General features: G+C 57.3%; 11 protein-coding genes. 3 read left to right on the top strand and 8 right to left on the bottom strand.

The features are described 5' to 3' along the window. Positions 1 to 15 precede the first annotated feature (15 nt). From ACR0DU_RS07975 to ACR0DU_RS07960, 4 genes are read right to left on the bottom strand one after another with little or no spacing between them, the layout of a single operon-like run. Complete coding sequence (locus tag ACR0DU_RS07975; protein WP_480716428.1) at positions 16 to 1,179, bottom strand: M20 aminoacylase family protein; 1,164 nt, start codon at positions 1,177 to 1,179, stop codon at positions 16 to 18. 14 nt (positions 1,180 to 1,193) lie between these two features. Further along, the gene (locus ACR0DU_RS07970; RefSeq protein WP_480873502.1) at positions 1,194 to 2,360 is read right to left on the bottom strand and encodes a M20 aminoacylase family protein; all 1,167 of its coding nucleotides are present in this window, start codon (positions 2,358 to 2,360) and stop codon (positions 1,194 to 1,196) included. Positions 2,361 to 2,380: 20 nt separating this feature from the next. Continuing rightward, positions 2,381 to 3,547 (bottom strand): acetylornithine deacetylase, encoded by a 1,167-nt coding sequence (argE, locus tag ACR0DU_RS07965; RefSeq protein WP_480873501.1) that lies wholly within the window; start codon positions 3,545 to 3,547, stop codon positions 2,381 to 2,383. 5 nt (positions 3,548 to 3,552) lie between these two features. After that, on the bottom strand, positions 3,553 to 5,373 hold the full coding sequence (locus ACR0DU_RS07960) for an ABC transporter ATP-binding protein (protein WP_319546594.1): 1,821 nt from the start codon (positions 5,371 to 5,373) through the stop codon (positions 3,553 to 3,555). A gap of 285 nt (positions 5,374 to 5,658) precedes the next feature. Between ACR0DU_RS07960 and ACR0DU_RS07955 the strand changes: the two genes are divergently transcribed. The 3 genes from ACR0DU_RS07955 (at position 5,659) to ACR0DU_RS07945 (ending at position 9,440) form a co-directional block, all read left to right on the top strand. Beyond that, positions 5,659 to 7,365 (top strand): peptide ABC transporter substrate-binding protein, encoded by a 1,707-nt coding sequence (locus tag ACR0DU_RS07955; protein WP_010442802.1) that lies wholly within the window; start codon positions 5,659 to 5,661, stop codon positions 7,363 to 7,365. A gap of 94 nt (positions 7,366 to 7,459) precedes the next feature. Beyond that, entirely contained in the window at positions 7,460 to 8,467 is a 1,008-nt protein-coding gene (locus ACR0DU_RS07950) for an ABC transporter permease (RefSeq protein WP_480456350.1), read from the top strand. Next, on the top strand, positions 8,460 to 9,440 hold the full coding sequence (locus ACR0DU_RS07945) for an ABC transporter permease (RefSeq protein ID WP_010442804.1): 981 nt from the start codon (positions 8,460 to 8,462) through the stop codon (positions 9,438 to 9,440). Before ACR0DU_RS07950 ends, ACR0DU_RS07945 begins: the two co-directional genes overlap by 8 nt. Positions 9,441 to 9,446: 6 nt before the next feature. Here ACR0DU_RS07945 and ACR0DU_RS07940 read toward each other — a convergent pair whose 3' ends face one another. The 4 genes from ACR0DU_RS07940 to ACR0DU_RS07925 form a co-directional block, all read right to left on the bottom strand. After that, a complete protein-coding gene (locus tag ACR0DU_RS07940) occupies positions 9,447 to 10,583 on the bottom strand; it encodes an MFS transporter (protein ID WP_480873498.1) in 1,137 nt (378 codons plus the stop codon). Between the two features lie 69 nt (positions 10,584 to 10,652). Next, positions 10,653 to 11,930 (bottom strand): DUF3422 family protein, encoded by a 1,278-nt coding sequence (locus ACR0DU_RS07935; protein ID WP_480873496.1) that lies wholly within the window; start codon positions 11,928 to 11,930, stop codon positions 10,653 to 10,655. 106 nt (positions 11,931 to 12,036) lie between these two features. Then, the gene (locus tag ACR0DU_RS07930; RefSeq protein WP_480873494.1) at positions 12,037 to 12,393 is read right to left on the bottom strand and encodes a VOC family protein; all 357 of its coding nucleotides are present in this window, start codon (positions 12,391 to 12,393) and stop codon (positions 12,037 to 12,039) included. Positions 12,394 to 12,553: 160 nt separating this feature from the next. Further along, entirely contained in the window at positions 12,554 to 14,008 is a 1,455-nt protein-coding gene (locus ACR0DU_RS07925; protein WP_480529957.1) for an NAD(P)(+) transhydrogenase (Re/Si-specific) subunit beta, read from the bottom strand. Between the last annotated feature and the right edge of the window lie 5 nt (positions 14,009 to 14,013).

The following is a 14,013-nucleotide window of genomic DNA, read 5'->3' as shown; positions in this document are numbered from 1 at the left end:
TTTCTCTCTCCTAATTCAAGCGGCGGGCATCCGGCGCTCGACCATTTCGGCGAACCATGAACATCCCAGCGGGATGATCTCATCGTTGAAGTTGTATTCGGGGTGGTGCAGCCCGGCGGTATCGCCATTGCCCAGCACGATAAAGGCGCCGGGGCGCTCTTCCAGCATGAACGAGAAATCCTCGCCCCCCATCACCATCGGTGCTTCGCCGCAACTTCCGCCCACCGAAATTGCGGCCTTGGCGGCATAACCCGTCTGTTCCTCGGCGTTGATCGTCACCGGAACCCCGCGCGTATAGGTGACTTTGACTGTGCCCCCGAAGGTCTCGGCAATGCCCTGAGCCACCTCGGTCAGCCGCGTCTCGATCAGGTCGCGCATTTCGTTCGAATGCGTCCGCACTGTACCGCGCACCTGCGCCGATTGAGGGATCACGTTGAACGCCTTCGAAGACGTCTCGACCGAAGTCACCGACAAAACCGCCTGCAAAATCGGGTCCGCATTGCGCGAAACGATGGTTTGCAAGGCCACGATCAGTTGCGACAGCACCACTGTCGTATCAATGGTTTCATGCGGTTTGGCCGCGTGGCCGCCCCGGCCTTCCAGATGAATGTCGAACTCATCCGCAGCCGCCAGCAGTGGTCCGGACCGGATGGCGAACTGACCCGTCGGCACACCGGGTACATTGTGCATGGCATAGACTTCCTGAATGCCGAAACGGTCCATCAGACCATCCTTGCACATCGCCTCGGCCCCGTTTCCGCCCTCTTCGGCGGGTTGGAAAATCACGATGGCTGTGCCATCGAAATTGCGCGTCTCGGACAAGTATTTCGCCGCCCCCAGAACCATCGCGGTATGGCCATCATGCCCACAGGCATGCATGGCGCCATCAGTCTTCGACGCATAGTCGAGACCAGTCTGTTCTTGCATTGGCAGCGCGTCCATATCGGCGCGCAGCCCGATCACGCGGCCCTGCGTGTCGGTTTTACCTTTGATCACGCCAACAACACCGGTCCGGCCAATGCCGCTCACGACCTCATCGCAACCGAACTCTTTCAGCTTTTCGGCCACCAAGGCGCTGGTGCGGTGGGTGTCATAGAGGATCTCGGGATGTTGATGGATATCCCGCCGCCAACCGGTGATTTCTTCGTGCATTTCGGCAAGTCGGTTCTTGATTGGCATCTGATCCTCCCAAATCAGGCGACGGGCATTCGTCGTTCCACCAGTTCTGCAAACCAACTGCAGCCGGCGGGTATGGCGTCGTCGTCAAAATTGTATTCTGGGTGATGGCACATGGCCGTGTCCCCATTCCCGATAAAGATGTAGGCGCCGGGCCGTTCTTCAAGCATGTAAGAGAAATCTTCTGATGGCATGATCGGATCGGTACTGTCGTTGACCTTACCTGAGACCGCCTCTGCGGCTTCAGCAGCAAAAACCGTTTCAGCCTCGGAGTTCACGGTCACCGGATACCCTGGTGTCCATGTCATTTTCGCGGTTGCCCCAAAGGCCGAGGCCGTATCTTCAGCGATCCGTCGCACGCGCTCTTCCGCGATCTTGCGATATTCGGGATCAAGCGTACGAACCGTGCCTTGCAGACGTACTGTATGGGCGATCACATTCGAAGCAGCGCTGTCGGTTTCAAATGTTCCGACGGTCAGCACGACACGTTTGATCGGATCGACGGTACGCGACACAACCGATTGCAGTGCAACGACAATATGCGATGCAACCAGCGTCGTATCCACCGCATCATGCGGGGCGGCGGCATGGCCACCTTTGCCCGTCACAACGATTTCGAACTCGTCTGATGAGGCCAGCAATGCACCTGGGCGGATGGCGAATTCCCCAACCGGCATCCCGGGCATATTGTGCATTCCATAGACTTCTTGGATGCCCCAACGGTCCATCAGCCCGTCCTGGCACATCGCCAGACCACCTGCCCCGCCTTCCTCGGCAGGTTGAAAGATCAGAACCACAGTGCCATCGAAATTCCGCGTCTCAGCGAGATATTGCGCCGCCCCCAGCAGCATCGAGGTATGACCGTCATGCCCGCAGGCATGCATCTTGCCCGAAACGGTCGAGGCATAGTCAAGCCCGGTCGCCTCTTCGATCGGCAGAGCATCCATATCAGCACGCAGTCCGATAACCCGACCCTTCGTATTTTCGCGCCCTTTGATCACCGCGACAACACCAGTTTTGCCGATGCCAGGCGTGATGTCATCGACTCCGATCTCGCGTAGACGATCAACGACAAAACCCGCCGTTTCTTGGACATCGTACAGCAACTCAGGGTGCATATGCAGATGGCGGCGCCACTTGGTGATTTCACCATGCATTTCGGCAAGCCGGTTCTTGACGGGCATCTTAGATCTCCCTTCAGGTGTTATTTGCAAAGACGCTGGACCAGACGCTCCATGAATTTGTGACCCGCATCGAACTGCGAAACTTCTATGAATTCATTAGGTTGATGCGCTTGCGCTATATCGCCGGGGCCGCAAATTACCGCCGAGTACCCGGCCTCTTGGAATTGTCCCGCCTCTGTGCCGTAGCTGACGACATGAGTCGCGTTGTCGCCAGTCAGAGAGCGTACAAGTATCTCAGCCTCACCTTCGGTTTCAGGCACCAACGCAGGCACAGCGAAATGATCGGACACGTCTATGCGTGCTTCGGGATGAACGGCTTGAATCCGCACCTCGGCCTGCCGAACCTGATCAAGATAGGCGTCGCGCCATTGTGCAGCTTGTTCGCCGGGTACAACCCGGAAATCCATCATGAACCGGCAATCCTTGGCGGTAATGTTATGCGCTGTGCCACCCTCGATCATGCCGACATGACATGTCGTCCACGGCGGGTCGAATACGGCGGCAATGTCTGATGGTTCCGCCGCCATATTTTCAGCGTTGCGCTGATTGGCCCAATCGATCAGCGGTGCGGCCGCCATGATCGCATTAACACCGGTATGCATGATCGAGCTGTGAACTTCGAACCCCACCACATGTGTGTCGTAGCCGAACCCGCCTTTGTGTCCGGTAACGGCCTGCATCGTTGACGGCTCACCCACGATCACTGCCGAGCCCTTGGGTAAGACCTTCTGCATAGCTTGAATCATCGGCGGCGCACCTGTGCATCCCACCTCTTCATCAAAGCTCAGCGCCAGTTGCAGGGGGCGTTTCACATCAGCGTAATGCGCCTCAACCAGAGCCCAAATCGCCAGTGCGTCAAAGCCCTTCATATCGCAAGTGCCACGCCCGTAATACTTTCCGTCTTTCTCGGTTACGACAAAAGGATCTGTATCCCAGGGTTGGCCATCAACCGGCACAACATCCGTGTGCCCCGACAGCACGATAGCACCCTCTTCCCAAGGGCCGACATGCGCGAAAATTGCCGCCTTGTGCGGCTGGTCTGGATCCGGCCAGCGATGGGAGTCGATTCCATGGCTTTGCAGATACCCCTCGACCCAATCCACCAGCGGAAGGTTTGTGTCGCGGCTGACCGTTGGGAACGAAATCAGCCGGGCCATGATTTCAAGCGGCGTCAGGCGTTCGGCCATGGGAATTAATATCCGCTGTCAGTCGTCAACACGAAGTGACCGGGCTCGACCTCATTGTACTCCGATGGCTCCGGCTCGTAACCGATTGGATGAATCGGGGACGGAATAGGCTTGAAGTTCAGATCTTTTTCAGACTTGCGCTTGTTCGGGTCCGCAATCGGAACCGCTTTCATCAAGGCTTGCGTATATGCATGCTGCGGGTTTTCGAATACGCGGGCACGCGGACCCAGTTCGACAATACGCCCCAGATACATCACACCGACATGGTGACTGACTCGCTCGACCACTGCCATATCATGGCTGATGAACAGATAGCTGAGGCTAAGTTCGGATTGCAGCTCCATCATCAGATTCAGCACCTGTGCCTGAACCGAGACGTCCAGTGCCGATACAGCCTCATCCGCGATGATCAATTTGGGGTTCAGCGCCAGTGCGCGGGCGATCGCGATCCGTTGCCGCTGACCACCGGACATCTCATGCGGGAAGCGGCGCATGAAGCTGCGCGGCAGCTGCACCTTATCGAACAGTTGCGCCACGCGATCCTGCAATTCGGATCCTGACGCAACGCCATAGTTGCGCATCGGCTCGGCCACCTGATCGACCAACTGCATCTGCGGATTGAGCGAGGCGAACGGATCCTGAAAGATCATCTGCATGTCCAGCCGCGCCTTGCGCAGACCAGCCTGATCCAGCTTCATGATGTCGACACCGTCTAGATCGACCTCGCCCGCCATCGGTTCGACCAGCCGCAGGATCGAGCGCCCTGCCGACGACTTGCCGCACCCAGATTCGCCCACGAGGCTGAGGGTCTGCCCCCGGTTCAGCGTGAACGAGACATCTTCGACCGCATGCACGTTCGAGATGGTCCGGCGCAGCAATCCGCCTTTCACCGCAAAGCGCGTGGTCAGGTTCTTGACCGTCAGCAGAACCTCGTTGGTGCCCGGGATCGGCGCGATGGTCTGGCCTTCCTCACCCAGCAGTTTCATTGGCTCAGGTGCGGCTTTGCCTTGCATCTCACCCAGTTTCGGAACCGCCGCCAACAATGCCTTGGTGTAGTCGTGCTGCGGGTTCTCGAAGATTTCTTTGACCGTGCCTTCCTCGACCTTGTTGCCGCGGAACATGACCACAACACGATCCGCCATCTGTGCAACCACAGCCATATCGTGCGTGATGAACATCACCGCTGTGCCGGTTTCGCGCTTGAGGCGGTCCATCAGCGCCAGAATCTCGGCCTGAATGGTCACGTCCAGCGCTGTTGTGGGCTCGTCCGCGATCAGCAGGCGCGGCTCACATGCCATGGCCATGGCGATTACCACGCGTTGGCGCATACCGCCGGACAGTTCATGCGGATATTGTTTCAGGCGCCGTTCGGGTTCGGGGATTCTCACCTGCCGCAGCAGCTCCAGCGCGCGGTCCTCGGCCTGCGCTTTGGTCATGTCCTTGTGGATTCGCAATCCTTCAGTCAATTGCCGTCCAACGGTGAACACCGGGTTCAAGGCCGTCATCGGCTCCTGAAAGATCATTCCGATCTCGTTTCCGCGAATCTGTTTCATCAGATCCTGATCTGCACCGGCCAAATTCATCTCTTCGCCATCGCGGCGGTCGAACAGCAATTGCCCGCCCGCAATTTCGCCACCGCCGAACTCGACCAGGCGCATCAACGACAAGGATGAGACCGACTTGCCCGACCCCGATTCGCCTACGATACAGACGGTTTCGCCCGGATTGACCTCGAACGAGACATCCTCGACCCCGACCACCGGGCCATCTTTTGTTTGGAATTCGACCCGTAGTTTTTTAATCTGGGCAATTGGCTGATCCAGCACGCGCGCTCTCCCCTTGGCGGCTTTTCGGATTGAGTGCCAAACGCTAAGGCCGAGGGATGTGAAAAGTCAAACCGATTGGTCAAAATTCGCACGGCAAGGCTTGCAATTTTCCAAAACTCTGTTTCGATACGCCGCGTAACCGTTCTGGGGAGAGGACGGAAAACACGTGGGCGAAACTATCGTTTTCGTTTGTTTCCATACTCTTACCCCCTTTGACGGCAACGCCAAATCCGCGGGCATCGCGGAGATAATCGAGACACGTACGTGTCCAACATGGAGTGTATGATGAAAATCAAAACCCTTTTGCTTGGTGCGATTGCAAGCACGGCAATGGCCCCGATGGCCATGGCCGAGCGTGGATCGGACGGCAATGTCAGCATCATTTACTGGCAAGCACCGTCAATCCTGAACCCGTTCCTTTCGGGCGGCACCAAGGATGTGGAATCAGCTTCGTTGGTGATTGAGCCCCTGGCCCGGTACAATCAAGACGGCGAAATGGTTCCGTTCCTGGCATCCGAGATCCCAACGGTTGCAAATGGTGGTGTCAGCGAAGACCTGACCTCAATCACCTGGAAAATCGCACCGGGAATCACTTGGTCAGACGGCACACCGTTCACCTCAGCTGACGTTGTGTTTACCGCAAACTATTGCATGGACCCAGAAGGCGGTTGTGCGCAGGTGACCAAATTTGAAGGCGTCACCAATGTTGAGGCTGTCGATGATCTGACTGTCAAAGTCACATTTGATGCGCCGACTCCGTTCCCCTATGGCCCGTTCGTGGGTGGCGAAAGCCCGATCATCCAGGCGGCCCAGTTCGCGGATTGCATGGGGGCCAAAGCACCCGAATGCACCGAGCAGAACTTTAACCCGATCGGCACCGGCCCATTTGTTGTCACCGAATTCAAGCCCAATGACGTGATCACCTTCAAGGCTAACGACAACTATCGCGACCCGGCGAAACCAGCCTTTGCAACCGTGACCTTCAAAGGCGGCGGCGACGCGACAGCAGCTGGCCGTGCGGTGATGGAAACCGGCGAGTTTGACTATGCCTGGAACCTGCAGCTGGCACCTGAAGTCATCGCGCAGATGCAGGAAGGCGGCAAAGGTACTCCGGTTGCAGGCTTTGGTCCGTTGGTTGAACGCATCATGCTGAACCAGACCAACCCGTCGCCAGATCTGCCGGAAGGCGAGCGTTCAACTGCAACGCATCCGCATCCGTTCCTGCAGGATCCGGCTGTATATAAGGCGATGTCGCTGGCCATCGACCGGCCACTGCTGGTTGAAATCGGATACGGTCAGGCCGGTAAGGTCACCTGTAACTGGGTTCCCGCACCTGCAGCGGTGAATTCCGACACCTTCAGCTGCGACACGCAGGACATAGAAGGCGCGAAAAAGCTGCTGGATGATGCGGGCATCGTCGATTCCGATGGCGACGGCGTTCGTGAAAAAGACGGTGTGCCACTGAAAGTGGTCTATCAGACCTCGACCAACGCCGTCCGTCAGGACTTCCAAGCGCTGATCAAGGAGTGGTGGAGCCAGATCGGCATCGAAACCGAGCTGCGTAATATCAACGCATCTGTCTTCTTCGGCGGTGATCCGGGCTCGCCCGATACCTTCCAGAAGTTCTACGCAGACGTTGAGATGTATGCGAACACCTTCAATGGCACCGATCCGCAGTCCTATCTGGGCAACGGCCTGTGCGATAAGGCACCCAAGCCGGAAAGCCAGTGGCAGGGTGAAAACATCAGCCGTTTCTGCAACGCGGATTATGACAAACTGCACGCACAGCTGGCCGAAACCGCTGGTGCGGATGAGCGCGCGCAGATCGCGCGTCAGTTGAATGACATCATGGTCGAAAACGGCGGTATGATCCCGCTGGTTCACCGCGGTCGTCTGTCAGCGCACGCAAACACTCTGGGTGGTGTTGTCCTGAATGTTTGGGACAGCGAGCTGTGGAACATTGCGGACTGGTACCGCAAGACAGGTTCCTAAGCGTTAGCCTTGCAAAACCGCGCCCCGATCACTTTCGGGGCGCGGTCATTTGCAGACCACTCCAACAAGAAGACGCATACAAAGGCGCCTCTTAATGCTTAACTTTACCATTCGACGACTGGTGCTGGCGATTCCGACGCTTCTGTTCATCAGCCTCGTCATCTTCCTGCTTCTCGAACTCGCACCTGGCGACCCGATGGCGCAGGTCCCGCTCACCGTCCCCCCCGAAGTCAAAGAGAAGATGCGCGAGGCACTTGGCCTCGGTCAGCCGATGCATATCCGGTTCTGGAAATGGATCGTGCAATTCTTCTGGATTGAACCGCAGGTGCTAATCGATGCGATGTTTGGCACGACCTTTTCCGAAGGTGATCTGCGTGTGATTTCGTGGCAGACCCGTTCGCCTGTTATGGACATCGTCGTTCAGCGAATCCCGCAGACCCTGTGGGTTGTTGGCACCGCCTATGTGGTCGCCATCCTGATCGCCCTGCCCATCGGCATCTATTCCGCGTACCGTCAGTATTCCTGGTTCGACCAGATGGGCACATTCGTGTCGATGGTCGGCTTCTCGGTCCCGCCCTTCTTCTCGGGCGTGCTGGTGATCGTGATCTTCTCGGTTCAGCTCGGCTGGTTTCCGTCGATTTACGATACCACCCTGGTGGTGAACAGTTGGGACAGTTTCATGTTGCAACTGAAACAGATGATCATGCCGGTCATGGTTTTGGCGTTGCAGATCACCGCTCAACTCAGCCGGTTCATGCGCGCTTCGATGCTGGACAATCTCAATCAGGATTACGTCCGTACCGCGCGTGCCAAGGGCCTCAGCGAGTACACCGTGGTCATGGTCCATGTCCTGCGCAACTCGATGATCCCCGTGGTCACGGTGATTGCACTGGGTATCCCGGCCATCTTCGGCGGCGCCATCATCACCGAGCAGGTGTTCAAGGTGAACGGTATCGGCCAATTGCTGATCGGGGCCATCCAGGCCAATGATCTGCCGATGGTGCAGACGCTAACCTTCATCTTTGCGGTGCTGATCGTGCTGTTCAACCTGATCGCCGATGTGCTCTACGGCATTCTGGACCCGAGGATTCGCTATGACTGATCATGATCGTACCGATACGCTGGTCCCGGACGAAGGACTTGCGCCCGCCTCGACCGCTCTGCCAACCACTGACGTTATGGAAGAGCTGACTACGCCACCCCGCAGCCAGTGGCGCGATGTCTGGGACCAGTTCAAAACCCACAAAGGCGCGATGATTGGAGCGATTCTGTTCATCTTCATCGTAGCCGGTGTTTATTTGGGCCCCTACTTGTGGAGCATTGATCCCACTCAGATCGACATCCGTTCGCGCAATCAAGGTCCCAGTTGGGCGCATCCCTTTGGGACCGACCAGTTGGGTCGCGATATTCTGGCGCGGATGATGTCGGGTGGGCAGACCTCGGTTTCAGTGGGCATCACTGCGATGCTGCTGGCTCTGTTCCTTGGGTCATTGATCGGAGTTGTTGCCGGGTTCTTCAAACGCCTTGATGGGCCGCTGATGCGCCTGACCGATTTGTTCCTGGCCCTGCCTCTGTTGCCCTTGTTGTTGGTGATGATGCTGCTGTTTCGCGAGCCTTTGTCCGCTGCATTCGGGCTGGAACGCGGAATTTTCATCCTGATCGTCTGTGCCATCGGTATCACCTCATGGATGCCCACCGCCCGGATCGTGCGCGGCGATGTGTTGGCAATCAAGGAACGTGAGTTCGTTCTGGCTGCACGGTCCATCGGCACCAGCAACACGCAGATCATCACGCGGCATATCCTGCCGAACGTGTTGTCTCCAATCATGGTGTCTGCAACCTTGGGTATCGCGACGGCGATCATCACAGAAAGCGCTCTGTCCTTCCTCGGCCTCGGCTTCCCGCCGGACTTCCCGACATGGGGTCGCCTGCTTTTCGACGGCGTCGACTATTTGCAGCAATACCCCGAGCGCGTGTTCTGGCCCGGACTTGCAATCTCGCTGACCGTGTTGAGCGTGAACTATCTGGGTGACGGACTACGCGACGCGCTTGATCCGCGTATTCGCGGACGCTAAGCAACTTCAGTCGGCGCGCTTCAGCGCGCCGGCTAGCACAATGATCAGGACGGCCAGCGGCAACAGAACCGCAAACGCCAATCTCAAGGTCATCAATTCCGCCAAGAACCCGATCAGGGGCGGCCCGATCAACAACCCTCCGTACCCCAAAGTCGCAACACTGGCGATCGCCTGCCCCGGTGGGACACGCGGATCATTTGCGGCACGACTAAAAGCCAAAGGCATGATCACAGCATAGCCGAGCCCCATCAGGGCAAACCCTGCCAGAGCGAGCCCTGCCTCACTGGCTGTTACCACGGTATACACACCCAGTGCAGCGCAGATGCCGCCAAAACGTGCCGTCGCCACGGGCCCAAATCGGGAAATTACAAAACCGCCCGCCAATCTAAACAGCACCATTGTTACCGAGAAAACGGCATAGCCTAGCGCTGCAATGCTCTCAGCGGCGCCTGTCACGTCACGCAGGAAGATCGCACTCCAATCTGCCACCGCGCCCTCACCCAAAGCTCCACAGAGTGCCATAAATCCAACCAGCACTAAAGCACCGGAAGGCAATGCAAAAACCGATCCTTTCTTGGCTTCCGACCGACGAGACGTCCATTGCACCCAGGACAGAGCCAATGCCAGCCCCACAACGATGCCCCCTGCCAGCAGGAAATGCTGAACCACGCTCAGCCCCATTTGAACCGCAGCATAGCCGCTGAGAGCCCCTAGCCCTGCGCCGAGGCTCCACATTGCATGGAACGATGACATGACTGGTTTGTCATAAGCCTGCTCAACTTCGGCGGCCCAAGCGTTCATGGCAACGTCCATCGAACCGTGAAATGCACCAAATACGAACAGGAACGCGGCCAGCGCCCAGAACCCATTCGCAAACGCCAGCAGGATCAGCGAGGCAGTATAAAGAACCGCGATGATCCGGGTGATCGCCACAGCCCCAAACCGATCCGTCAGTTTCCCGGTGATAGGAAAAGAACAAACCGCACCTGCTGCCATAAACAGTAGGCCATACCCTAGTGCCTCGTGGCTTAGTTCCAGCCGGTCGCGTACCGCTGGAATGCGCGAGGCCCAAATGCCAAACAAAGCACCATTTAGGATGAACATGGCGGCGACTGCGCGCCATGCTGCCAATATACCGATCACGGATTACCCTCGAGAATTTTGCCAAATTATGACGGTTCTACAGGTCCTTCGGCATTTGGCAAATACCGTCTATTCCAACCGCTTGCGAATTTGACGTATGGCAAGCCAAACTCCCAGTACAACCGGGACTGTCACCGCTGCTGTCAGCATCCCCTTGCTGATCCCGATCTTCGTCAGTGGATACAGAAAGTAGCTAACAAGCGAGACCGCATAATAGCTGATCGCAACCACTGAAAGCCCTTCGACGGTGTGCTGCAACCGCAACGCCAGATCGGCGCGTCGGTCCATGCTTTCCAGCAAAGCCTGGTTCTGCGCACTACGCTCAACATCCACCCGGGTACGCAACAGCTCACCCGCCCGAATGGCGCGGTCGGATAAGGCTTGCAGGCGACGTTCGGTGGATTTCACTGTTCGGATCGCAGGGTCATACCTGCGCATCATGAAGTCAGCAAAGTTCTGACGACCCTGAAACCGTTCCTCGCGCAGAACCGTTATCCTCTGGTTGATGATCGCCTCATAGGCTCCAGTCGCCCCAAAACGGAACGAAGTGCGCGCGGATATTGTTTCCAACTCGGTCGAAGTCGACAGCAATTGCAGTAACAGATCGTCAGGGGCTGCGGATTCATCGGTCATCTGGACCATCAGATCGGACAGTTTCTTATCAAGTTCACCGATGCGTGGCATCAGGTCTTTGACGCGGGCGAAGCCGAGCATGGACATCGCTTTATAGGTTTCGATTTCGCAAAGACGCTGGAGAATTCGACCGGTTCTTCGTTGACCGGCAAATTTCGAAACAAACAGCGCAAACCGCATGTGACCGGCCGGGTCGATACGAAAATCGCTGGCGCAAATCGCCGAGTCATCCAGAACGCTAGCCACAGCCAGGCTTTCAGGCTCGAACCAGTCCGACAGCGCTTGCGTGACCAGGGCATCCTCTGACCGCTCGACCACACGCATCATGATCGATGTGATCCGCCGCCCCGGGCTAGCCATAAGCCAATCGGGCGGGAACACTTCGAAATCCGCGGGATTAAAAGCCCGATCACTGACATTCTGCGCAATGGCCGTGTATGTCACAAACTCGGTATGCTGTTCCCATTTCAGCCAATGGCGCCCGATTTGACCAGCATAATGCGTCGCGCCTGGCTGCGGGTGTTGCGCACCGTGGCGATTCAGCAAGTCGATCAGATGCGCCATATCCAGATTGCGATCCCGTGCCGCTGCGGCATCCGTTTTCTTGATCGCCAGAAACACCACGGTGCAGGGTGCTGAAGCCACCGGAAAGGGTCGCGCATGCAGTTCATTGGCCAGCGCATAGCGCAGCGGATGGTCATCTATCGGAGTCATGGATCATTCCCCAAGGCTTCCGGCACTATACGCAGCTTGAGGAATACATCAATTATCTTTTTATTTCATATAGTTAAGAGGATACAATGGTATACAAACTGCTATGTCATTGATTTGGTTCCCAGAGCTCGATGGGGTTACCTTCGGGATCGTGAATGCGCGCAAATTTGCCAACCTCGCTATCCCAATCAGGATGCGTATCAACCGTGATTCCGGCGCTCTTTAGCTGAGCAATCATGGCATCCAAATCATCGACACGAAAATTGATCATCCATTGCTGATCAGCCCTGCCGAAATAGTCGGTATCCTGCGCAAACGGCGCAAACACGGTATAGCCTTCACGCTGTTTCCAGGGGACGGGGTCGTAGTGATTAACTCCCAGATGCTCCTCATACCACGCACTCAGAGCCTCCGGATCTTTAGCGCGAAAAAACACGCCACCTATGCCATTCACTTTCTGCATCTGAATCCTCCCAACATTCGCCCAACGTCACGGTAATACCATATCAGCTTGCATCATCTGGCCCCAAATACTCCTGGGGGTCCAAGGGGGCAAAGCCCCCTTTATCAAAAAAGAAAAGGGCGCCCCAAGGCGCCCTTTGCAATTTGGTCATGTCCCGTGATCAATCGATCATTGGCAACAGCTTGTCCAAGGACGCCTTTGCATCGCCATAGAACATGCGGGTGTTCTCCTTGAAGAACAGCGGGTTTTCAATGCCCGAATAGCCGGTGCCCTGACCGCGTTTCGACACGAACACCTGTTTCGCCTTCCAGCATTCCAGAACCGGCATACCGGCGATGGGGCTGTTGGGGTCTTCCTGCGCCGCAGGGTTCACAATGTCGTTCGAGCCGATCACGATCGCCACGTCCGTTTCCGGGAAGTCCTCGTTGATCTCGTCCATTTCCAGAACGATGTCATAGGGCACCTTAGCTTCGGCCAGCAGAACGTTCATGTGGCCCGGCAGACGACCCGCCACGGGGTGGATGGCAAAACGGACGTTCTTGCCCTTGGCGCGCAACTTACGGACCAGTTCGGAAACCGATTGCTGCGCCTGCGCCACCGCCATACCGTAGCCCGGGATGATGATCACGCTATCGGCGTCGTTCAGAGCCGCAGCCACACCATCTGCTTCGATGGCGATCTGTTCGCCCTCAACCGCCATCTGCTCTCCCTGCGGGCCGCCAAAGCCGCCCAGGATCACGCTGACAAAATGCCGGTTCATCGCCTTACACATGATGTAGGACAGGATTGCACCGGACGAGCCGACCAACGCGCCAACAACGATCAGCAGGTCGTTGCCAAGGCTGAAACCAATCGCCGCCGCGGCCCAACCCGAGTAGCTGTTTAGCATCGACACAACCACCGGCATATCGGCGCCGCCGATGCCCATGATCAGGTGATAGCCGATGAACAGCGCTGCCAGCGTCATCAGGAACAGCGGGAACAGACCACCGGTCGAAGTGTACCAGATCAGGCAGATCAGCGAGAGGCCCGCAGCAGCCGCGTTCAGCGCGTGCCCGCCGGGCAGCTTGGTCGCCGCCGAGGTCACCTTGCCCGCCAGTTTGCCATAAGCGACAACCGACCCGGTAAAGGTGATCGCACCGATGAAGATGCCCAGGAACAGCTCGACATGCAGGATCGCCAGTTCCGCGGATGTTTTCTTGGCAATCAGCTTGGCGAAGGCGCCCAGATCGGACAGGTCCGCCTCTTTCGCACTGTCGGCAATCGCCATGACCTGCGCCACGTTGCCGATCTCGAAATGCGCGTTGAAGCCCACGAACACAGCCGCCAGACCAACCAGTGAGTGCATCGCGGCCACAAGCTGCGGCATCTCGGTCATCTGCACGCGCTGTGCCACATATTGACCGATCAGACCGCCGCCCGCGATCAGCAGCAACGACAGCAGCCACAGGCCCGAGCCGGGGCCAACCAGCGTGGCAAAAACCGCCAGCGCCATACCGACAATGCCATACCAGACCGCGCGCTTGGCGCTTTCCTGGTTCGACAGACCGCCGAGCGAAAGGATGAAAAGGACAGCCGCAACGACGTAGGCGGCAGTGGTGAAGCCAAAATCCATCTACC

The organism is Ruegeria sp. G2 (assembly GCF_056533505.1).
The sequence above is the reverse complement of the archived record's forward strand: the minus strand, read 5'-3'. Positions and strand labels throughout refer to the sequence as shown.

Bases quoted from the DNA above. Each gene is read 5' to 3' on its own strand.
- ACR0DU_RS07950 (WP_480456350.1), top strand. From the start codon at position 7,460: ATGCTTAACTTTACCATTCGACGACTGGTGCTGGCGATTCCGACGCTT.
- argE (WP_480873501.1), bottom strand. From the start codon at position 3,547: ATGGCCGAACGCCTGACGCCGCTTGAAATCATGGCCCGGCTGATTTCG.
- ACR0DU_RS07925 (WP_480529957.1), bottom strand. From the start codon at position 14,008: ATGGATTTTGGCTTCACCACTGCCGCCTACGTCGTTGCGGCTGTCCTT.
- ACR0DU_RS07970 (WP_480873502.1), bottom strand. From the start codon at position 2,360: ATGCCCGTCAAGAACCGGCTTGCCGAAATGCATGGTGAAATCACCAAG.
- ACR0DU_RS07955 (WP_010442802.1), top strand. From the start codon at position 5,659: ATGAAAATCAAAACCCTTTTGCTTGGTGCGATTGCAAGCACGGCAATG.
- ACR0DU_RS07945 (WP_010442804.1), top strand. From the start codon at position 8,460: ATGACTGATCATGATCGTACCGATACGCTGGTCCCGGACGAAGGACTT.
- ACR0DU_RS07975 (WP_480716428.1), bottom strand. From the start codon at position 1,179: ATGCCAATCAAGAACCGACTTGCCGAAATGCACGAAGAAATCACCGGT.
- ACR0DU_RS07930 (WP_480873494.1), bottom strand. From the start codon at position 12,393: ATGCAGAAAGTGAATGGCATAGGTGGCGTGTTTTTTCGCGCTAAAGAT.
- ACR0DU_RS07935 (WP_480873496.1), bottom strand. From the start codon at position 11,930: ATGACTCCGATAGATGACCATCCGCTGCGCTATGCGCTGGCCAATGAA.